Here is a 23,427-nt window from a genome sequence, read left to right as displayed (position 1 = left end):
TTATTTTTCTCCAATCAAAAATCCGGAAACATTCCAGGCACTACTGCTGGTTCCCTCAGGCTTTCCTAGTGGTATCGAAACACGAATTGTATGTTTTCCGGGTGTAAGATTTCCTAAATCAATCAAATTTGGATTGGTTGTTGTTCCCGGACACCAGTTCGAGCGACTTTCATCAGATGAGGATAATCCGTTACCAAAATTTCCCGAAGCAGGATTACTCAATCGGTACGAACCGCAATCGGTACGCCAGGGTGTGAATCCAAAAACTTCCTTTCCATCAATTAGAATGGTGTTCTTTTTTTGTAAAAACTCATCTCCATTTTCCCATCCTCCGTGGCCAGTTGTGGTATAACTCAATTTGAAATTTTTATATCCTTGCGGTACTTCAAAAGTCATTTCGAGTCCTTTTTCGTTGTCAAACATAGTAGAGTATTCCTGCCCAGCCATTTCCATTACGTTCAGTGTATTGAATAGGGGTAAAATAAAATCACCTTTTGGATTGTTGTCTTCGCCTTGGTGAATTGTGATGTTCAAACTCGCTTTGTGTCCGCCCGCATCATAATTCCCGATAAACATTCCGATATAGACTTCTTGATTGCTCAATTTGGGCTGCAATAGTGAAATGTCCTGACGATAAATAACACTGTCTTGCCAGGCTTTGTTTTTTAGCTCTAAATAGTTGAAATGTTTCACTCCAAATGGGGTAAAAAAACGCATCATTTCCAGCAAAGGATTGTATTCATCTGTTGCCACAACGCCTTGGTATTTTTTGCCGTTTCCGTTTTCATAAGCAGGCAATGTTTTGACTCCATTTTTCAATCCGTCAAGAAATGATTGTTTCTTGTCCATTGGAATCATAAAAACCGAACCGGTTCTGTCGTAAGCATCACCGTTCGACTGTTGGGTAACATCAACATAAATAGCGCTTCCTTTTTTTATTTCTGGGAATTTAATTTTTCGAACGATTACCGTTCCGCTCGCAAATCGGAAAATGCTGTCATTCGATTTGGCATCTGAAACAAAATGTATTTGCTCTTTATTGAAAACAGGAATATTGACAAAACGGCTTTTCCACAGTAAATCTTTATAAGTCAATTGGTCAACTGCTGGAACTGAAGGAATAGCCAAAACCGAAGGGATTGCTTTTATAGTCTCAATTTTTGTAGCTGTCAAAGTGCTATTTCCGTTGCGGATGGTTTCGAGAACCAAACCTAAATCTTGTCCCAAAACTCCTGGACCACCTTTCAATCCCAATTCGTTGGTGTACCAAATTTCAATTTTATTTGAGTTTACCGAAGTCGTTGCTTTTTTGCAAGTATAATTCAGAATTTTTTTGGTTTCATTGCTGAATTCAAATTTTTGTTTTCCCAAAGCCTCAGTGTCGTGACTTAGAATCGATTTGGTTGCATTCAGTTGTGCCCATTGTGAAATGGTTTTGGTATTAAAATCAACAAAAGTTTGTTCGAACGGAAAATCTGCTTTCTGTTGGATGATTTTGTCAGAGGTGATTAAACTCAAATCTTTGGAAGCAAATACAAACATCAAATTTTGATTTTCGGACAGTTTTCCATTTGAAGTCCTTTGATATGTAATTTTAATTGCTTTTTGAACTTTTTGAGCAAAAGACAAATTGATTGCACAAAATGTAAAGAATATAAATAGAATTTTTTTCATGTTTTAGTTTTGATAGGTAGTGTTAGGTAGTGTAAATTGATAATAGGAATTTAATTAACTAAATCGTTTTATTAAATAGCAAATATAATTAATAACTCTATATAAAAGTGAAGGGAAGCAATATTATTATTTTCCAATTGTATATGAACATATCATTTTGTATAAATGAAAAAAGAAATTTTTGGCGCCTCATTTGTTGAAAATCAGCCATTTTGCTATAACGTTTTAGTATAAAAGAAATTTTAGTAAACATTACTAAAAATCAGCAGCTTACATTTTTGTTAAATAATTTTTTTCATAAGATAAAAAAACTATTTTTGTCATATGTATGAACATTTGAACAAACTGCCTTTGCTGGATCACGACAGCAAGATTCCGTTGCATAAGCAAGTGGAGGAACAATTACGTGAACTAATCAAACATCCCGATTTTAAAGATGGCGAATTATTCCCAAAAGAAGTCGATCTGGCTAAGCGTTGGGGGATTTCCCGGAACACGCTACGCCAAGCAATTGCCATTTTGGTAAATGAAAATCTTTTGGTTCGAAAAAAAGGTTCAGGAACACGGGTTTCTCAAAATAGAATCACTACCAATCTGAATAATTGGATGAGTTTTACTCACGAGATGGAGGATATGGGATTGGAATTTAAAAATCTTTCGGTGAATGTGAAAATGGTTCCGGCCAGTGCCAAAGTAGCTAAACATTTGCAGATTAATGAAGGTGATGAAGTCCTGCTTTTGCAACGCACCCGAAGTATTGATGACAGTCCGATGGTGTATTTCGAATCCTATTTTCATCCACGAATAGGTCTTTCGATTGAAGAAAATTTTGAAATTCCTTTGTATGAAATTCTTGGTAATAAGTACAATGTGGTTCCAGTGTATTCTCAGGAAGAACTCAAAGCCATTGCTGCAAGTAAGCGAATCTCAGGCCTTTTGAAGATCGAAAAAGACCAACCCGTTCTGGAGAGAAGACGTGTGGTACTGGACACGGCCAGAAAACCCATTGAGTACAATATTTGTTATTACCGAAACGACTGGTTTACCTACACGATAGAAATAAAACGCACGATTTAAAAAGGAATGAAGAAAATTGGAATTGATGTAGGTGGAAGCCATGTTACTGTTAGCGTTATCGAAAACAGTACTGTTGAAAATTGTCCACAGACAATAATGAGAAAGGAAATTAATGCAAAGGAAAATCCAACTGCCATTATTTCGGTGATTGGAAATTGCATAACAGATATTTTAACTGATGGAATTACTGTTGACGCAGTGGGAATCGCTTTTCCTGGGCCTTTTAATTATGAGAAAGGCGTGAGTGAAATTATGGGAGTTGGAGGAAAATTTGAACCGACTTTTGGGGTTCATGTTCAACAGGCACTGAAAAATTTTACAGGTTTAAATACAGTTCCTTTTGTGTTTGCCAATGATGCACATTGTTTTGCCGAAGGCGCTTATTTCCGTCATCAACTAAAAAGTAATAGAACTATTTTCTTGACTCTGGGAACTGGTTTTGGTTCTGCTTTCATGATTGATGGAGATTTGGCAGAAAAACATCCAGACGTACCGGAAAATGGAGTGTTTTATGATAAACCTTTTCTAGATACAATTGCAGATGAATGTTTTTCGACTCGGTGGATTTTGGCCGAATACAAACGTCTTTCGGGAGAAACTATTGAGTCGGTTAAGGCTATTGCAGCTTTAAATACGGAAGTTTCTAATGCCGTTTTTAGAAATTTTGGAGCCAATATGGGAGCTTTCCTTTTTCCTTGGTTCGAAAAATTTGGTTGCGAGGAACTTGTCATCGGCGGAAATATTTCTAAAGCCAGAGCTTTGTTTTTGCCGGCTTTGGAAGAAAAATTGAATTCATTAAAAAATAAAATTAACATCGTTTTCTGTGATGATGCGGAGCAAAGCATTTTAAGGGGAGCGACAATTATAGCAGATAAGAAAAATAAAATACAAATGGAGCAAGCGATTCAATCCAAAAGAAAAACCACACAAGCTTTATTACCGGTAAATGCGGTCGTAAAAAACAATTCAGAATACAATATCTTTCCTTCTTTCCCCACCAATTCGGATGTTTTTGTGGGATTTGATTCCTTGGCAAATGCCATTACCCAACAAAAAACCGTTGTTATTGATGGATTTGGAGGGGTACTTTGGGAAAATTTTAGAAATCATTTGAATTCGGCTTTGACCGAAAAAAAGATAAATGTGCTTTGGTACGATATTGATTCCTGTTTGAAATCATCTGCTGAAATCGACGCAATGATCAAACCTAATATGAATGGGGATGATTTGGTTTTCGGAAAAAGATATGTGGGTGAGCTTTCGGATTTCTTTGATGCCGAAAAATTGAATATGCTGAAACCAGACGCAACAGCTGATGTTTGTATCGTTTATGGAACTGGAGCTTCTTTGGCGAATTGGGAAGGACAACAAATTTATGTGGATGTTCCGAAAAATGAAATTCAATACCGAATGAGAGCCTGTTCGACCAAAAACATTGGTTGTACCGATACTTTGGCATATTCTCAAATTTACAAGAGACTGTATTTTATCGAATGGCCGGTTTTGAATGCGCACAAAGAGCGTTTGTTACCAAAAATCGACCTTATTGTTGATGAACAGCGTATCGATGAAATCACCTGGATGCAGGGAAGTAATTTCAGAAAAGCATTGGATTCGATGTTGGAAGGTCCGTTGCGTGCCCGTCCTTGGTTTGAAGCAGGAGTTTGGGGAGGTCATTGGATGAAAAACCATATCGAAGATTTGAATCAGGACGAAGTGAATTACGCCTGGTCTTTTGAATTAATCACTCCCGAAAACGGAATCGTTTTTGAAGGGAATAACCATTTGTTGGAAGTTTCTTTTGACTTTTTGATGTTTCAAGACAACAAAAAAGTATTAGGCAAAGCGGCTGACCGTTTCGGAAATGATTTTCCAATTCGTTTTGACTATTTGGATACTTTCGATGGAGGAAATCTTTCGGTGCAATGCCACCCGCGTCCTGAGTACATCAAAGAAAATTTTGGTGAATCCTTTACGCAAGATGAAACCTATTATATTTTGGATTGTACTGATGATGCTAATGTTTATTTAGGCTTTACGGAGGACATCAATCCGAAAGAATTTGGAAACGCTTTATTGGAATCTCAGAAAACAGGCGAGCCGATTGAGATTGAAAAATATGTACAAAAATTCAAAGCCCAAAAACACGATTTGTTCTTGATTCCAAACGGAACCATTCACGCTTCTGGAATCAATAATATGGTTCTGGAAATTAGTAGCACACCGTACATTTTTACGTTCAAAATGTATGATTGGGTTCGTCCGGGATTGGACGGAAAGCCTCGTCCTATCAATGTTGAACACGGATTAAACAATGTTTATTTCGACAGAAAAGGAGAAAGGGTTCCAAACGAATTCATTTCAAAACAAAAGGCAGTTCAAGAATTTTCGAACGGTATAAAAATGAGTTTACCAACTCATGAAGAGCATTTTTATGCGATTGACCGTTATGAATTTACTGGTGAAATCGAGATTGAAACCCTCGGTCAATGTCATATCTGTATGTTGGTCGAAGGCGATAGTGCCGAAGTGTCTGTTGGAGAAAATACTCAAACATTCAAATATGCCGAAACTTTTGTCATTCCAGCAAACGTTCCGAAATACAAAATCAATTACAAAGGTGACAAAAAAGCATTTGTGGTGGTTTCATACGTAAAAGACAGTTGGTGTTAAACGTCAAAATATTAGACAACCTAAATTAACCTATTAAAATTATTATTACCAAAACTAAAAAGAATATGGGAACAAAAGGATCAAGCTATTTTATATCGCTTATTACACTGATTGCGGCTTTAGGCGGATTTTTATTCGGTTTTGATATGGCCGTGGTAAGCGGTATTATTGAACCATTGAAATTGCAATACGGATTATCATCAGGACAGGAAGGATTATTTGTATCCTGTGCTTTGTTGGGTTGCATTGTCGGAGTGGGTTTTTCGGGTTATCTCAGCGATAAAATTGGAAGAAAAAAAGTATTGTTTGTTTCTGCCGTATTATTCTTGATCAGTGCTGTAGGTTTTGCATTTTCAGAGGCATATCCAGTGTTGATTTTGTTCCGAGTTCTTGCCGGTATGGGTGTTGGAGTGGCTTCGAATGTGTCTCCACTTTATATTTCTGAGGTGGCACCTTCTCATAAACGCGGACAGTTAGTAGTCTTTTATCAACTTGCTATTACGGTTGGGGTTTTGGCAGCTTATATAAGTAATTATTTTTTACAAGGTTATGCCTCTTTGCATGCAGCAGATGAAGATCATGGTTTAATAAATTGGTTATTTATTGAAAATGTATGGCGCGGAATGTTCATCGTAGGTGTTATTCCTGCATTAGCATTTTGTTTGTTATTGCTGATAGTTCCCGAAAGTCCACGTTGGCTGGTACAATATGGCAGAAACGTCGAAGCTTTGGTTATTCTCACTAAAATAAGTGGTGAGGAGACCGCACGTGTGGAACTCAATTCCATCAAAGAAATGGCCGGTCACAAATCAGGAGGTTATAAAGAATTGTTGCGTTTACCGTTGCGTAAATTACTAGTTTTGGCTATGGTACTTACCGCTTTGTCACAGTTTAGTGGTATCAATGGCGTAATTTTTTATGGCCCCACTATTTTAAAATCAGCTGGAATTGTTACCAGTGACGCCTTGTTTTATCAGGTGATATTGGGTGCAGCTAATGTGCTTTTTACTTTTATCGCCATTTCGAAAGTAGATACCTGGGGGCGCCGACCTTTATACATTGTTGGTTCACTTTGTGCTGCTTTTGCATTGGCATTGACAGGCTTTTGTTTTATGATGAATATAACAGGTTGGTTCATGCTGTTTAGCATCATTTTGTTTCTTCTATTTTTTGCCTTTTCACTCGGGCCTCTAAAGTTTGTCATCTCAACAGAAATTTTTCCAACACATATCAGAGGGACTGCTTTGTCGATGTGTATTATGACGATGTGGGTTTCTGACTATGTTGTGAATTTGTTATTTCCAATGATGAGAGACGGATTCGGAATAGCAACTACATTCTTTATTTTCTCTTTCTTTTGTATCCTTTCTTTTTTATATGCAAAGAAGAGATTGTTTGAAACCAAAGGAAAAAGTTTGGAAGAAATTGAAAAAGAATGGAATTCTGATTTGAAGGCAGAAAAGGAATTGTCCGTAAATAAAATGGAAGTTTTGGAAGAAATTAAATAAGTGCAAATCATGAGAATACATTTTTTTTATCCGAGATGGGGTTCAGAAGATATTGATTGGGAGCATTTTTGCCAAAAAGTAAAGCAGGCTGGATATGATGGGGTAGAAGCGCCAGTACCAGAATCTCATGATGAGCAAAAGGTAATTTTGAAAGCTTTGAAAAATAATGATCTAAAGCTAATTGGTCAATATTATCAGTCTTTTGAGAAGGATTTTGAAAAACACAAATTTAATTATGCCAGGGAGTTGCATGTATTGGCTTCAGCCCAGCCAATAAAAATTAATGCACAAACTGGGAAAGATTATTTCAGTTTTGAACAGAATGCCGAATTATTTGCCATTGCCAATAGAATTACCCAGGAAACGGGTATTGTCATTTGTCATGAAACGCATCGGAATAAGGCTTTGTTTGCCGCTCATATTGCTTACGATTTTTTAAAAAAGATGCCTGAGCTAAAAATAACTGCCGATTTTTCGCATTGGTGTAATGTTGCCGAAAGTTTGCTCGAAGACCAGGAGGAAGCTCTTGCTTTGGCCTGTAAACAAGTCGGACATCTCCACTCAAGGGTCGGACATTCGCAAAGTGCGCAAGTAATTGATCCTCGATTACCGGAATTTAAAAACGAATTGGAAGCGCACTTAAAATGGTGGGATGCAATTGTAGATGATTATCGGGATACTAAAGACGAGGCATTAACGATTACCACCGAATTTGGTCCAGCACCGTACATGGTTCATTTGCCATTTACGAATATGCCTATAGCCAGCCAATGGGATATTAATATACATATGATGCATTTACTGAAAGAGAGATATTGTAAAAAAAATGCTTTTTAAAAGCTTTAAAAATATATAGTTATGGAAAACGTAAATTTAAATTTTTCAAAAGATTTAGCCGATTACAGTCACCCAATAAGCAAAATGTTTGTGCAGCCAAAAACGGCCAAAGAGTGGGAACATTATATGCTGTCTGAGGAACAAATAGCTGACTTTAAAAGAGACGGATTTGTAAAGGGAATTAAAATTCTGACCGAAGAGCAAGTAGATTTGCTCAACAGCGAACTGGTAAAATTGCAAACCGCAAATGAAGACGAGAAAAAATTATTTTACCACTACGAAAGCAACGAATCCGAAGATCCAAACAAAGTGCTTTTTCATGCCATCGGAGCTTGGCGTTTGACTCCAGGATTCCATGATTTATTTTGGGCGCCAGCATTTCGTATGGCTGCCTATCAATTGTTGGGACAATCGTTCCGAATTTTTCATGACCAATTATTTTGCAAACCAGCTAAACATGGCGGGGTAGTGGCTTGGCATCAGGATTTCTCGTATTGGACATTTACAAAACCAATGCACCATCTTACTTGCTGGCTTGGTTTGGATGATGCCAATAAGGAAAATGGCTGTCTTTATTTTGTTCCGGGAAGCCATAAATGGGGCTTACTTCCTATTACAGGTTTAACGGGAGATATGGATTCGGTAAGAACAGTATTGAATGAAGAGCAATTAGAAGCTTTTGAAAAAAGAGTGGCAAATGAGTTACCAAAAGGATATGCCAGTTTTCATCATCCTTTGACTATGCACGGTTCTTATGCCAATACTTCGGATCGTCCCAGAAGAGCGACTGTTCTAAATGCAATGAGTTCCACTACGCAGGGAAACACCGAAGGTTATTACAGACTTGATGCTTTGCATACCTTTCCAGAGATGCCACAGGATCAAGTATTAGACAGTAACTTTTTTCCGCTGCTGTTTGATGGAGATAAAGAATTAGAAGCTATGGGAAAAGACATTCCTAAAGTGGATTATAGAGAATTGTATGATGTTATATAAAAAAGCGATGGTTACAGATAAAATAATTTCAGCATTAAAAAGATGCTTCTTCATATTGTTGGTTTTTTTGATGCAAAATACATTTGCTCAAAAAGAAGTTCCTTTTTTTGGAAAAATCAATTGGATTAATGGTTTTGCCAAAGAAATTAGCGGTGAAAATATTAGTTATAATTCGGCTTTTCAAGATTATGCCACGGTGGCTCTTTTGACAAGAAATACCGATGGAAATAAAACGATAGAATGGGAAACTGCTCCTGTTCCAAAGGCTGGCAAAGGTGATTATGTTTATTTCAGTTGGGTGGCTGGGCATTCTTCGGGAACGAGTAGTGGTGACAGAAATTTCGATTTGTATGTCGATGACAAAAAGATTTTGACTTTTACCACTTTGCCAAAAAATCAAAAACCAAATTGGATTTTCAAAGGAGAAGATGGGGCGGCAATGGTATTTCAACAAATCAAATTAGATGGTGCGAATGATTCACAAGGATATGCTTTCTTGCGTCTTCCTGCTAGTAAAGTAAAACCCGGACAGCCAGTTCGTATCAAAATTGTTGGTCAGAAACAAAACAGCAATGATTGGTTTATGACTTTCAAATTTGCATTTGAGGAAAATGTAAAAGTTGTTCCAATGCCTTTTCTTCTGAAAAATGGTAAGCAAACTGTTGTTCTTACCGTTTTGCATTTAGGTAAAGACGAAACCGTAAAAGTGAAGATCAATGACAAAGAAGATTTTAGCTATATCGCCAAAGATGGAATGAACAGTTTTGATGTTCCAATCACCGCGGTGAGCAAAGAGGAAAAAGTAAAAGTGCAGGCGACTATTGGAAATAAAATTTTTATCAATGATTATTTTACAATAAAACCGGTTGTGTACAGAGAACTTCACTTATTGCATCATGCTCATACTGATATTGGATATTCCCATTTACAGCCTGAGGTTTTAAAAATTCACAATAAAAATATTGATGATGCCCTCGATATGATTGAAAAAACAAAATCATATCCTGAAGAGGCAAAATTCAAATGGAATATAGAATCTATTTGGGCTGTTGAAAATTATTTGAAGCAAGCGACTCCAACTCAAAAAGAGAAATTTGTAGCTGCTGTAAAAAATGGAGATATTTTCCTTTCGGCATTGTACGTGAACATGCTTACCGGTATGAGTCAGGCCGAAGAGATGTTTCATTACACGGATTATGCGGCCAAGCTGCGTAAGAAATTTGGATTTAAAATCAACAGTGCAATGATTTCGGATGTGCCGGGATTTGCTTGGTCAACGGTGACGGCGCTTTCAAAAGGCGGTGTTAAGTATTTCTCAATTGGTTCTAATTTTATGGGATTGGATCATCCGTATATGGGGGACAGAGCGGGACATTTCCTGAAGAATTGGGGAGACAAACCCGTTTGGTGGACATCGCCTTCAGGTCAGGAAAAAGTATTGTTTTGGGCTGGAGCCAAAGGATATTCCTCTTGGCACGGTATGCAACCAGGAGCTATTTATGAAAGAGGGTCTAAGAAGATTGCTGATTATCTCAATGAACTTACGGCCAATAATTATCCATATGACATGGTGCAATGGCGTTTTAACATTGTTGCCGATAACGGTCCGATTGAGCCTAATGCCTCTGATTTTGTTAAAAATTGGAATGAAAAGTATGCTTCTCCAAAACTGGTTTTGAACACGACGGAGAAAATGTTTGAAACTTTCGAGAAAAGATACGGGGATAAAATTCCAACTGTAAAAGGTGATTTGACACCCTATTGGGAAGACGGTGCGATGTCAACAGCTGAAGAAGAAGGAAAAAACAGAGTGAACAGTTTGCGTTTGCAACAGTTATCAACACTTTACACCATGTTGGATCCTAAAAAATACAATGAGCAAAATTTCTATGAAGCATGGAGAAATATCATCATGTTTCATGAGCATACTTGGGGAGCGCACAACAGTACCACCGAGCCCGATGTACCTTTTGTTACGGAACAATGGCGCATAAAAAAACAATTTATGCTCGATGCAGACACAGAAATTAATGCATTAGAGAAAAACTTGTTTGAAACTGTAAGCAATTCCCAATCCAAAAAAATTGCTGTTTTCAATACTTCATCTTGGAAAAGAACCGGATTGGTAATTGTTCAAACAGCTGTAGAAGGAAAATCGGTAAAAGATACCAATGGAAATATTTTGCCATTGCAAAAATTGAGCAACGGAAAGTATGCTTTTATAGCCAAAGACGTTCCTGCTTTTGGAACTCTTACTTATGAAATTACAAACAAAGCGGCTCCTGCTTTGTCCAGCAAATTTGTTTTGGGGGAGAACTCATTATCAAACGGAAAAATTGAATTCAGTTGGGACAAAAACAATGGAAGTATCACGAATCTAAAGACTGTTTCGGATTTTAACTATGCCGGAGATTTCAGCAAACAAGGATTAAACAGTTATTGGTATGTACCGGGATTGAATCCTGAAGAAGCACAGACCAACGGAAATGTTCAGGTAAAAATTATCGAAAAAGGACCGGTTATGACGGCAGTTTCGATTACTTCGGATGCTCCGGGAGCCAACAAATTGGAACGTATTATTTCACTTTACAGCGGAAGTGATGAAGTGTTGATTCAGAATGTTTTGGACAAAAAAGCCATCCGAGCTAAAGAAGGTGTTCATTTCGGATATCCGTTCAATGCACAATTTACCAAAACTACTCTTGATGCCGGTTATGGATCGATGGAGTTTTTGAAAGACGAATTGGCCGGATCCAATATGGATTATCTCTATGGAAGAAGATGGGTGGATGTTTCTGCGGGAGACAAAGGAATCCAGTGGATGTTGTTGGAATCACCTTTGGTGGAACCGAACAGTATCATTGATGAAAGAAAAGTGGTTGCGCCCAACCATAAGGAATGGAAAAAATCAGAGAAACCCGCTTCAACATGGTTCTCTTATGTGATGAATAATTATTGGCACACCAATTATAAGGCAGATCAGGAAGGAATTGTAAACTTTAAATATGCACTTCGTCCTCACGGGATGGTAAATGATGGCGATATAGAAAAAGAAGCCGAGGAGTTTACACAGCCTTTGATTGGAATGACTATAAATGAAGATGTAAAATTACCATCCAATCTTTTTGAATTGACCAACTCCAAAATTGTGGTTACCAGTTTGACGCCAAATGAAGATGGAACAATATTGATGCGTTTATTCAATCCGGAACAATCAGCGCAACAAACAAAATTTGTATGGAAATCATTAACTCCAAAATCCATTATTGATCTGAATACCGGAAGTGAAAAATCAAATTCATCTGAAATTAGTATGGTTGGAAGCGGCGTTTCGGAGTTTTTGTTAAAGAAATAAGGAGGTTAATTGGATGAAATCCAATTTAAATAAAAAATGAACCACATAGAAACATAGATCAATAATCAATCTTTAAAGACTAGATAGAAAATAGCACTATTTTTCACATAGATTGGCTATGTGAAAAGTAAAACGTCTATCAAACTCTTATAAACATAAAAAAAAACTATGTTTCTATGTGGTTAAAAAACATCCTCAAAGGTTTAAAAAAATAATTTTAATTTCAATAAATAGATATGAAGACAATATCAAAAGGAATCTTACTATTGATAATGAGCATTTCAATTTTTTCCTGTTCGAAGAAAAAGGATGATTTCAATCCCGCTTCTTGGGTCGATCCACAAATTGGTTCCGTACATGGACGTTGGTTTTTTTACACGCCAGCCTCTGTGCCTTTTGGTATGGCAAAACTGGCTCCACATACGAACGCCTATGGAAGTGGAGGAAGTTGGGAACCCTGTGGCTACGATAACCGTCACAACTCGATTGAAGGTTTTGGTCATTTTCATGAATTCCAAATAGGAGGTCTGGTGGCAATGCCGGTGACAGGAAAATTACAAACCACTCCAGGAACTTTGGATAAACCGGAAACTGGATATCGATCGACTTTTGACAAAGAAGATGAACACGCCGAGCCGGGATATTATTCTGTTTTCTTGAAAGAATACGGTATTAAAGCGGAATTGACTGCAACAGAAAGAGTTGGTTTTCATAGATATACTTTCCCAGAGTCAAAAGAATCACGCATTATTTTCGACATTGGGCATCGTCAGGGTGAAAGCAGTGGCGTAACTGGAGCGACTATGAAATTATCGGGTAAAAATACTTTGGAAGGAACGATTGAAACCTATCCTGAGTATTTGAAATTCTGCGATCCCGAAAAGCGAGTAAAAATGTATTTTGTGATTCAGTTAAGCAAAACGCCTGAGTCGTACGGTTCATTTGTTGAAGATAAAACTTTCGATAATCAGTCCTCAACCAAAGGAATTGGGAATGGAATGTATGTGAACTTCACCACCAAAAAAGATGAAGTTGTCGAAATGCAAGTCGGACTTTCTTATACGAGTATTGAAAATGCAAAATTGAATTTGAAAACCGAATCGAAAGATCAGACTTTTGATGCCGTAAAAGAAACTGCACAAGAAAAATGGAATGAGAAATTAGGACGAATCAAAGTTGAAACCAAAGACAGCATCAACAAAGTAAAATTCTACACAGGTTTGTATCACGCACTTTTGGGTCGTGGATTAGCGAGTGATGTGAATGGAAGTTATCCAAGACACGACGGGAAAATAGGGCATATTCCGTTGGACGGAAACGGAAAACCACAATACAATCACTACAACACGGATGGAATCTGGGGTGGATTTTGGAATTTGGGACAGCTTTGGGCTTTGGCTTATCCCGATTATTTGAGTGAGTACATTCAATCGAATCTTGATTTTGCAAAAGAAACAGGTTGGTTGCACGATGGAGTTGCCGCCGGAGCACATTCGAATGGCGTACAAACGAACTGTTTCGGTTTGATGATTGCTATGACTTATAACTGTGGCATTCGTGATTTTAATGTGGAAGAAGCGTACAATATTGCCTATAAAAATGAAACGGGTTATAACAACCGCCCATTTGGTTCAGGGAAATACGATTTGGCTTATTTTGTAAAAAATGGTTATATCCCTTCAAAAGATACTGTTTTAGCAAACGGATGGAAATTCAATTTTGGAGCATCCCACACACTTGAATTTGCCTATACTTCCTACGGTGTTTCTCAATTTGCAAAGGCTTTGGGTAAAAAAGTAGATTACGAAAAACTGATGAAACAGGCTGGAAATTGGAAAAATATTTTTGATTCGGAAACCAAATTCATTCGACCACGATACGAAGATGGGAAATTCATCGAAAACTTCAATCCGATGCAGGCTTGGAGAGGATTTCAAGAGGCCAACGGTTATCAATATACTTGGTATGTACCGCAAGATCCAGCAGGATTAATCAAGGTCTTGGGCTTGGATTTGTTCAACAAACGTTTGGAAACGACATTCAATGAAAGTCAGAAATCAACCTTTGGTGGTGGAAACGGAATTGACAGTTTTTCTGGATTGGAGATGCTGTACAACCACGGAAACCAGCCTTGTTTGCACCATTCCTTTTTATTTAATTATTCCGGAAAACCTTGGCTGACGCAAAAATGGTCGCGTACGATTTGTGACGAATTCTATGGTGCAGAACCACTTCACGGTTACGGATTTGGACAAGATGAAGACCAAGGACAATTGGGAGCTTGGTATGTGATGGCTTCAATGGGATTGTTTGATGTTCAGGGCCATTCAGCCATGAATCCGACGTTCCAATTTGGAAGTCCATTATTTGATAAAATAACTATCAAACTGGATAAAAAATATTATAAAGGCGAGGAATTGGTGATTGCAACCAAAAATAATTCGAAGAAAAACAGATACATCCAATCGGCTTCTTTCAATGGAGAAAAAGTCGAGAACGCATGGATTGACCGAAAAAAACTGACGGACGGAGGAACCTTGATTTTTGATATGGGTGCAAACCCGAACACAAAATGGGGAGTAAAAATACCACCGCCATCGATGAGTACAAGCAAATAATTCAAATTTGATATAATGAAAAAAATAATTTCGTCTGTAGTAGCACTTGTATTTGCACTTACTGCCATAGCTCAACAAAAAGCGACAATTGACAAGAAATTGTCGGAGAAAATAAAAAATGATTACTATATGCCTTTTGTGAAAAACAAGGCTTTGGAAGTAATGAAAACTGGAGTTAATGCAGGTGATGGTTACCGCGAAGTATGGATTCGCGATTATAATACCTTTATAGAATTGGCTGCAGAAGTCACTAAAAAAGAAGATATAAAAGAAAATCTTTTGGTGTTTTTCAGAATGCAAGGCGAGGATGGAAACATTATTGACGGTTATACGCCTAAAGAAAAAATTGGGAAGGGAGAAACAGATTTTTCGTATTCGAAATTAGAACCAAGATATGCTGCCCATAAAAATACAGTAGAAACCGACCAGGAAACCTCATTGGTACAAGCGGTTTATAAATACATTAAATTGACAGGTGATAAATCAATTTTAACTGAAAAGGTCGGAGATAAAACCGTTGCCAAGAGATTGGAATGGGCGATGGATTTTCTAATGAAAAACAGATACACTAAAAAATATGGCTTAATTACCGGAGCAACTACAGCCGACTGGGGTGATGTACAACCAGAGCCGGGTTACGGAGTTGACGTTGATGGAAACACACATATTGCTTGTGATATTTATGACAATGCGATGTTTGTCAATGCTTTGGATAACTTGATGGAAATGATTCCGACTACTAAAACGAAATGGAGTAAAATTAAAACGGATGTGGCAAAAAACTGCCGCACTTATCTTTGGGATTCAAAAAAGCAAAAGTTTATTCCGCACTTGTATTTGAATGGATCTCCTTTTCCTGCTGATTTCGACGAAAACAATATTTTCTACTTCGGCGGTACTACCGTAGCAATGGAAGCGGGATTGTTGAGTAAAAAAGAGGTAAAAGCTTCATTGGATGAAATGGTTAAAAGAGTAAAAGAAGCAGGAGCGCCATCCATCGGTTTGACACTTTATCCTCCTTATCCTAACGGTTATTTTGTAAACAAAATCATGAATCCAGAGTATAGTTACCAAAACGGAGGTGACTGGACTTGGTTTGGAGCGAGAACGATTCAGCAATTAATTGAATATGGTTATGTGGAAGAGGCTTACAGAGAAGTACAGCCAATGCTGAAACGTGTAAAGGACAACAATGGTTTCTACGAATGGTATTCGGTAGATAATAAACCAAGAGGTTCTGGGACTTTCAGAGGCGAAGCAGGTGTTTTATACACGGCTATCGTGATGTTTGAAAAGCTGAATAAAAAATAGAATTAAAATAAGGGACGAAGTTGGTAAGAATAGTTTATCAATTTCGCCTTTTGTGTTTTATATGAACAAATCAAAAAAACAAATGAAAAAAAGTATAAACCAATTTATAGGAGCTAAAGGTTTTAAAATTTTGCTCTTTTTACTGTTGACCAGTTTTCAGTTTAATTCTTACGGCAAGACAATTCCTCTTGTTGCTAACGGCAAAAGCGATTATGTTATCGTAATTTCAGCCAAAGAAAACGAGTCAGAAAAACAAGCAGCTTTGCTTTTGCAAAAATACGTTTCCCAAATTTCGGGTTATGCGCCTCCTATTTCTAAAAATCAATTAGGGAACAGAAAAAAGACAATTTATATTAATGTTTCCAATGCCATTAAGAATCCTGATGGATTTTCGATAAAGACCAAAAATGGAAAGCTTTACATTGAAGGCGGAAACAAGAAAGGATGTATTTATGGTGTGATAACATTACTCGAAAAGTATATGGGCTGCCGTTATTATAGTTCATCCTATGCAGTGATTCCTTCGACAAAGGATATTAATTTGCCGGAGATTGATTTGAAAGACGAGCCAAAAAACGATTGCCGAATTGTTTATATAGTGGATAAAGTGGGACAGGAATTTCTGGATTGGAATAGACTCAATACCGTTGATGAAATTTTTGCCAAAGGTTATTATGTTCATACGTTTGGGAAATTGGTTCCGTGGCAGGAGTACTTCAAAACTCATCCGGAATATTTCTCTGAAATGAATGGCAGAAGAAATATCGATCAGTTGTGTTTGTCAAATCCTGAAGTTTTGAAACTGACTTTAGAAAAATTGAAAAAAGAAATGGCACTTCAACCGAATGAGGAATATTGGTCAGTGAGCCAGAATGACAATTTTTCGTATTGTCAATGCGAAAAATGTAACAAGATTATCGCTGAGGAGGGAAGTCCGTCCGGTCCGATTATCCGTTTTGTAAATGAAGTGGCCAAACAATTTCCCGATAAAATCATCTCTACTTTGGCTTATGAATATTCACGAAAAGCGCCAGTCATCACAAAACCTGCCAAAAATGTTCAGGTGATGTTGTGCACCATCGAATTGAATCGCAGTAAATCAATAGAAGATGATAAAGGAAGCGAATCGTTTAAAAATGATATCATCGAATGGGGAAAAATTTGCAATCACATTTATCTGTGGGATTACAATATTGATTTTGTCAATTCGGTGAGTCCTTTCCCAAATTTACACGTACTTCAGCCCAATATTCAGTTTTTTGTAAAGAACAATGTTTCGGCTCATTTTCAGCAAGCTAATGCTTCAGTGGGTTCTGAATTTTCGGAGTTGAAAGTCTATTTACTTTCCCGTTTGTTGTGGAATCCAAATGCAGATGTAGCTCAAATAACTGATGAGTTTTTGAACGGCTATTACGGTAAAGCTGCTCCTTGGATAAAAAAATATATTGATAAACTGGAGAGTGAATTGAAGAAAAGCAGTGACGGACTTGATATTTACGGACATCCGACAAGTCATCAGAATACTTTTTTATCACAAGACAACATCAATGAATACAATTCTTATTTTGATAATGCAGAGAAGGCAACTCAGAATGATTCAGTCCAGTTACTACATGTGAAAGTAGCGCGATTGCCGTTGCAGTTTGCTATTATGGAAATCGGTAAAAACGATATGTTTGGGCCGCGAGGCTGGTATTCGGAGAAAAATGGAGAATACACCGTGATTCCCGAAAAAGTGCAAATGATTGAAGATTTTTATTCGGTTTGTCAGCAAGCCAATATCGATCATCTGAATGAATCTGGTTTGACTCCCAAATCGTATTATGAAAGCACCAAACGATTTATTGATGTACAGGTCAAAGGAAATTATTCCTTTAAGAGAAAGGTAACTTCAGATGTGGCTCCATCGCCCCAGTACAACAAAGGTGATTTGGCTTATCTGACCAATGGTGTGAGAGGCGACAGTAATTACAAAGTGCATTGGTTGGGTTGGGATGGAATTGATTTTACTTTAACACTCGATTTGGAGAAAACGATTCAAGCCGAAACAATCGAAATCAGTTCGCTTTGGGATGCCAAAAGCTGGATTCTTCATCCGGTTGGTGTGCGCTGTTTAGTTTCAGATAATGGAAAAGATTTTACGGAAGTTGGTAATGTGTTAACAGAAAGCAATCAAGAAAAAGCAGAAGTAAATAAAGTTTTTGCTTTTAAAGCGCCACAAAAAAGCATTCGTTACGTGAAATTTGAAGTAAAAGGAACTAAACAGTTGCCCGAATGGCATCCTTCGGCAGGATCGAAATCCTGGGTATTTATCGATGAAATTGTGGTGAAGTAAAAGTTGAAATAATAAAGAATAAGCAGTTTTAAATCATAAATAATGAAATTTAAATTATTAGGATTATTGTTTTTGGTGACATTAAGCCTTTCGGCAAAAGAAATACACGTGTCTGTAAAAGGGAATAATACCAATGACGGAACAGCATCAAAACCATTCCGAACGATTAACCATGCTGCCCAAATTGCTGTGGCGGGTGATATCGTCTTTGTCCATGCAGGAACGTATCGAGAAAGAATCAATCCAAAAAATGGTGGTGAGAGCGACTCTAAACGAATTACCTATCAAGCAGCCAAAGGCGAGAAGGTCATAATCAAAGGTTCGGAAGTCATAAAAAAATGGGAAAAAGTTAGTAACTACACATGGAAAGCGATTGTGCCGAATACGATGTTTGGTGCTTTCAATCCGTTTAATGATTTGATTCGTGGTGATTGGTTCATTCCAAAAGATCGCCAACATCACACGGGCTGTGTGTATTTGAACGGAAAATGGCTGATGGAAGCTGCCAAAAAAGACGATGTTTTAAATGGAGTTAATGTAAATGATCCTCTTTGGTTTGCCGAAGTGGATGCCCAAAAAACAGCAATTTACGCACAATTTATTGGTGTAGATCCAAACAATGAATTGGTGGAAGTAAATGCCCGTGAAACTGTTTTCTATCCAAAGAAAGCGTTTGTGAATTATATCACAGTAAAAGGTTTTACGATGTGTCATGCAGCAACTAACTGGGCACCACCAACAGCGGAACAAAAAGGATTGATAGGTACCAATTGGAGCAAAGGATGGATTATCGAAAACAATGATATCAGTTATTCAAAATGTTCGGGAGTGGCTCTTGGAAAATATGGTGATGAATGGGACAACAAAGCCGAATCAGCAGAGGGTTATGTGGGAACCATCAACCGTGCCTTGGTTAACAAATGGGAAAAAGAAAGTATTGGCGGGCATATCGTTCGCAACAATACTATAGCCTTTTGTGAGCAAACGGGAATTGTAGGCAGCATGGGATGTGCTTTCAGTACGATTTCCGGAAATACTATTCATGATATTCATTTGAAAAGATTATTTTCAGGGTACGAAATGGCTGGAATTAAATTTCACGGAGCTGTTGATGTACAGATTATAGGGAATCATATTTATCGCTCCGATATGGGAATTTGGCTAGATTGGATGGCGCAGGGTGTTCATGTTGCCAATAATTTGATGCACGATAATACCGCATGGGATTTGTTTTTGGAAGTGAATCATGGTCCGATGATGATTTATAATAATATATTTCTTTCGAAAGTGAATTTATACATGAATTCGAGAGGTGCTGTATTTGCACATAACCTTTTCGGAGGAAAAATAGGTGTTATTTCATATGATAGCCGTTTGACACCTTATCATAAGCCACATTCTACCGATATTGTAGCTTTACACGATAATCCGGCCGGTGATATTCAATTTAGAAATAATTTATTTGTGAAAGATGGTGATGTAAGCCAGTATAAGAAAAATATTTTGCCCGTTTTTTTTGATGGTAATGTATATACAAAAGGTTCATTGATGGCTATTTCTGGTGATAAACAAAGAAGTTTTGGTGAAATATCAGTACAGGCAAAGGAGAAAATAAAAAATGTCCCAGATGTTGATGCTGTGGAAAATAATTTTATTGTAAATGATAATTTTGATGGAGATACCAAGTTGATTACAGAAGGGGCTTTTATGTATTTGGTAATTAATTTGGATAAAAATTGGTTAACAAATCAAAAAAGAGCTATCGTTTCTACAGAGAATTTGGGAAAAACAATTATCTCAAATCTTCCTTATGAAAACACGGACAGTACAAAATTAGTCATAGACAAAGATTATAGTGGTACAAAGCGATTGGAAAAAAATCCGTCTCCTGGACCATTTGAAATTAAAACTTCCGGAGTTCAAAAGATAAAAGTGTTTTTGGGAAATAAATAGCTCATATACACCGCAAGTTTAATTTTGAATAAAGGACAAATACTAATTAAACAAAGATAATATTGAGTTAGTAAATCTATTTTGGCTATTATATCTTTAGGATTTTAATGCATTAGGTAAAAAGCGAGTTATGTAAAAGAAGCAGATGCATTGATTATGAATTTAATATACCGCTAAAATCTAAAAGTCTAAAAATTTAATAACTAAAAAAATGAAGGTTGCTTTATTCATACCCTGCTATATCGACCAATTTTATCCAAATGTGGGTATAGCTACTTTACAATTACTAGAAAAATTGGGCTGTGATGTTACTTTTCCTTTGCAGCAAACTTGCTGTGGACAGCCTATGGCTAATAGTGGTTTTGCAAGTCTGAGTAAGGGCTGCGACGTCAATTTTGTTAAAAATTTCTCAGGATTTGATTATATAGTTGCTCCTTCGGGTAGTTGTGTTTTGCACGTAAAAGAACATTTGCATGATGACAAACATCCGGGAGAAGCATTACAGATTCGCAATACTATTTATGAACTCAGCGAGTTTCTCACCGATATCCTTAAAGTAGAAAGCATTGATGCCCGTTTTCCCTATAAAGTTGGGCTTCACAACAGTTGTCACGGTCAAAGAGGATTGCATCTTTCTTCAATGACCGAAAGAATGTTACCTGAGTTTTCCAAGCCGGAACAATTGTTAAACATGGTCAAGGGCATAGAGCTTAGTAAACCCAAACGCAATGATGAATGTTGTGGTTTTGGAGGTACTTTCTGCGTGTTTGAAGAAGCGGTAAGCGTTAAAATGGGGAAAGACCGAATAAGCGAACACGAAGCCAATGAGGTAGATTACATAACCGGTGGCGATACCAGTTGTTTGATGCATTTGGAAGGTATATTAAAAAGACAAGGAAGCAAGACAAAAACGATTCATATTGCTGAAATATTGAATAGCTTGTTATAAAAAATAATTAGTCTTTAGTAAAGATTAAAATAAATTTAAAAAGTATGACGGCAAAACATGCTGCATTAGCGGAAAAATTTATAGCAGACGAGCCCAGAACCGATTGGCACGATGAAACGTTGTGGTTTGTTCGTGAGAAACGGGATAAGGCTGCCCATGGTCTACCGGAATGGGAACAGTTAAGGGAATGGGGTTCACAGATAAAAAATCACACACTCTCCAATCTTTCTAATTATTTAAAAGAATTTGAAGAAAAAGCCACTGCCAATGGTATCAAAGTGCATTGGGCCGCTGATGGTGATGAACACAATAAAATAATTCATGAAATTATTCGGAAACACAATATTCAAAAAATTGTGAAAAGCAAAAGTATGCTTACCGAAGAATGTCATCTAAATGAATATTTACAGCATCAAGGTATTGAGGTAGTCGATACTGATCTTGGAGAGCGCATTGTTCAATTCAGAAAAGAGCCTCCAAGTCATATAGTACTGCCTGCAATTCACTTAAAAAAAGAGGATGTAAGTGCTACTTTTCACGAGCATTTGCAAACCGAAAAAGGAAATAACGATCCGCAATATTTAACCGAAGCCGCAAGACAACATTTACGTAATAAGTTCGTGGAGTCAGAGTTAGCAATAACTGGAGTTAATTTCGCCATTGCCGAAACGGGAGGTTTTGTAGTTTGCACCAATGAAGGAAACGCTGATATGGGCGCGCATACTGCACCCGTACACATTGCTTGCATGGGATTTGAAAAATTAATTCCGAAAGCAGAACATCTTTCTGTTTTTTTAAGATTGTTGGCCAGAAGCGCCACAGGACAGCCAATCACTACTTATTCCAGTCATTTTCACAAACCAAGACCGGGACAGGAAATGCATATTGTGATTCTTGATAATGGCCGCAGTCGACAATTGGGCCGCGAAGATTTCAGAAATTCTTTGAAATGTATTCGCTGTGCTGCCTGCTTCAATACCTGTCCAGTGTATCGTCGTAGCGGAGGTCATAGTTATCATACTGCAGTGGCAGGGCCTATAGGTTCTATTCTAAATCCAAACTTGGATATGAAGGCCAATGCCGATTTGCCTTTTGCATCGACCTTATGTGGCAGTTGTACCAATGTATGTCCTGTGAAAATCAATATCCATGAGCAGTTGTGGAAATGGAGACAAGTGGTTGTAGCCGAAGGATATGTAGCGACCAGTAAAAAAATAGGCATGAGAGGAATGAATTTTGTACTCTCGTACCCCAAAGTATATCGTTTTGCTGGAAAAATGGGAAGATTGTGCATGCATTTATTTCCTTTTGTGGTGAACAATAAATTAAATGTCTGGTATAAGCAAAGAGAAATGCCAGAAGCTCCAAAAGAATCATTCCGTGATTGGTATTTAAAAAACGGGAAAACAATAAAATAAAACAGAACTCCAGACAACGAAAGAATATGAGTGTAAGGGAAAATATTTTGAATGCCATAGCGGCTAATCAACCTGAATTGGTTTCGCTTCCTGTAATAGATAGGGCCTCTGTTATTCGTTATGAGGATCTGTATGCGCAATTTAAAACAGTATTGGAAAGCATCGGAGGAAAAGTGGAATTGATTTCAAATACAGCTGTGCTAAAAGAGCAGTTAGATACTAATAGATCAACCGGAAGTTTTATAGTGAATACGATAGCAGCCCTTGGAGATGTTGATAATCATGTTGCTTCTTTAACGGCAATCGAATTGGAAAAAGTTGATAAAGCTTATATCGAGGGAACTGTTGGAGTGGCAGAAAATGGTGCTGTATGGATTTATGAAAGCCAAATGATAAACAGACTTGTTCCTTTTATTTGTCAGCATTTGGTTTTGGTTATTGATAAAAAAAATATTGTGGCAACTTTGCATCAAGCTTACGAAAAAATAGAGGTAGCACGAGAAGGCTTTGGGGTATTTATAGCTGGACCCTCTAAAACAGCCGATATTGAACAGTCACTAGTGATTGGTGCACACGGAGCAAGAAGTGCAACGGTTTATGTTGTTGAATAAAAATAAATGTAAGTCAATAGGTTAGTCTTGTGGATTAAGTTATAATAGTCCGGAAAGACTTATTTTTAGAATTGTGGATAAATAAGAATTAAATAAAGATAATATTGAGTTA

Annotated in this window: 14 protein-coding genes; 13 read left to right on the top strand and 1 reads right to left on the bottom strand. The window is 37.3% G+C overall.

Features of this window, described 5'->3' with window-relative positions; all coding sequences use genetic code 11:
• On the bottom strand, positions 1-1,674 hold the full coding sequence (locus C8C85_RS01010; protein ID WP_116795408.1) for a GLPGLI family protein: 1,674 nt from the start codon (positions 1,672-1,674) through the stop codon (positions 1-3).
• A gap of 324 nt (positions 1,675-1,998) precedes the next feature.
• Between C8C85_RS01010 and C8C85_RS01005 the strand changes: the two genes are divergently transcribed.
• The 13 genes from C8C85_RS01005 to C8C85_RS00945 all read left to right on the top strand — a co-directional run bounded on the left by C8C85_RS01005 (position 1,999) and on the right by C8C85_RS00945 (position 23,315).
• Positions 1,999-2,751 (top strand): GntR family transcriptional regulator, encoded by a 753-nt coding sequence (locus tag C8C85_RS01005; RefSeq protein ID WP_207786912.1) that lies wholly within the window; start codon positions 1,999-2,001, stop codon positions 2,749-2,751.
• A gap of 6 nt (positions 2,752-2,757) precedes the next feature.
• A complete protein-coding gene (locus C8C85_RS01000; protein ID WP_116795407.1) occupies positions 2,758-5,424 on the top strand; it encodes an ROK family protein in 2,667 nt (888 codons plus the stop codon).
• Positions 5,425-5,489: 65 nt separating this feature from the next.
• Complete coding sequence (locus C8C85_RS00995; RefSeq protein WP_116795406.1) at positions 5,490-6,932, top strand: sugar porter family MFS transporter; 1,443 nt, start codon at positions 5,490-5,492, stop codon at positions 6,930-6,932.
• A 9-nt stretch (positions 6,933-6,941) separates the two neighbouring features.
• Positions 6,942-7,769: a sugar phosphate isomerase/epimerase family protein gene (locus C8C85_RS00990; RefSeq protein WP_116795405.1), complete on the top strand. Its 828-nt coding sequence runs from the start codon at positions 6,942-6,944 to the stop codon at positions 7,767-7,769.
• A gap of 21 nt (positions 7,770-7,790) precedes the next feature.
• Positions 7,791-8,765, top strand: coding sequence for a phytanoyl-CoA dioxygenase family protein (locus C8C85_RS00985; protein ID WP_116795404.1), 975 nt, complete (start codon positions 7,791-7,793; stop codon positions 8,763-8,765).
• The gene (locus tag C8C85_RS00980; protein ID WP_116795403.1) at positions 8,752-12,120 is read left to right on the top strand and encodes a glycoside hydrolase; all 3,369 of its coding nucleotides are present in this window, start codon (positions 8,752-8,754) and stop codon (positions 12,118-12,120) included. The genes C8C85_RS00985 and C8C85_RS00980 overlap by 14 nt, the downstream gene beginning before the upstream one ends.
• Positions 12,121-12,356: 236 nt before the next feature.
• A complete protein-coding gene (locus tag C8C85_RS00975) occupies positions 12,357-14,738 on the top strand; it encodes a GH92 family glycosyl hydrolase (RefSeq protein WP_116795402.1) in 2,382 nt (793 codons plus the stop codon).
• A gap of 15 nt (positions 14,739-14,753) precedes the next feature.
• Positions 14,754-16,049 carry a GH36-type glycosyl hydrolase domain-containing protein gene (locus tag C8C85_RS00970; RefSeq protein ID WP_116795401.1) on the top strand — a complete coding sequence of 432 codons (1,296 nt, stop codon included), beginning with the start codon at positions 14,754-14,756 and terminating at the stop codon, positions 16,047-16,049.
• 82 nt (positions 16,050-16,131) lie between these two features.
• Positions 16,132-18,384: a DUF4838 domain-containing protein gene (locus C8C85_RS00965; protein ID WP_165818078.1), complete on the top strand. Its 2,253-nt coding sequence runs from the start codon at positions 16,132-16,134 to the stop codon at positions 18,382-18,384.
• Positions 18,385-18,426: 42 nt separating this feature from the next.
• Positions 18,427-20,337: a DUF1565 domain-containing protein gene (locus C8C85_RS00960; RefSeq protein ID WP_116795399.1), complete on the top strand. Its 1,911-nt coding sequence runs from the start codon at positions 18,427-18,429 to the stop codon at positions 20,335-20,337.
• Positions 20,338-20,548: 211 nt separating this feature from the next.
• Positions 20,549-21,286 (top strand): (Fe-S)-binding protein, encoded by a 738-nt coding sequence (locus C8C85_RS00955; RefSeq protein ID WP_116795398.1) that lies wholly within the window; start codon positions 20,549-20,551, stop codon positions 21,284-21,286.
• Positions 21,287-21,330: 44 nt separating this feature from the next.
• Positions 21,331-22,704 carry a lactate utilization protein B gene (locus tag C8C85_RS00950; RefSeq protein ID WP_116795397.1) on the top strand — a complete coding sequence of 458 codons (1,374 nt, stop codon included), beginning with the start codon at positions 21,331-21,333 and terminating at the stop codon, positions 22,702-22,704.
• Between the two features lie 26 nt (positions 22,705-22,730).
• Positions 22,731-23,315, top strand: coding sequence for a lactate utilization protein C (locus C8C85_RS00945; RefSeq protein WP_116795396.1), 585 nt, complete (start codon positions 22,731-22,733; stop codon positions 23,313-23,315).
• The last annotated feature ends 112 nt before the right edge of the window (positions 23,316-23,427 follow it).

Source organism: Flavobacterium sp. 103 (assembly GCF_003096795.1).
In the GTDB taxonomy this organism is placed as follows: Bacteria; Bacteroidota; Bacteroidia; order Flavobacteriales; family Flavobacteriaceae; genus Flavobacterium.
This window is presented reverse-complemented; position numbering and strand designations above follow the sequence as displayed.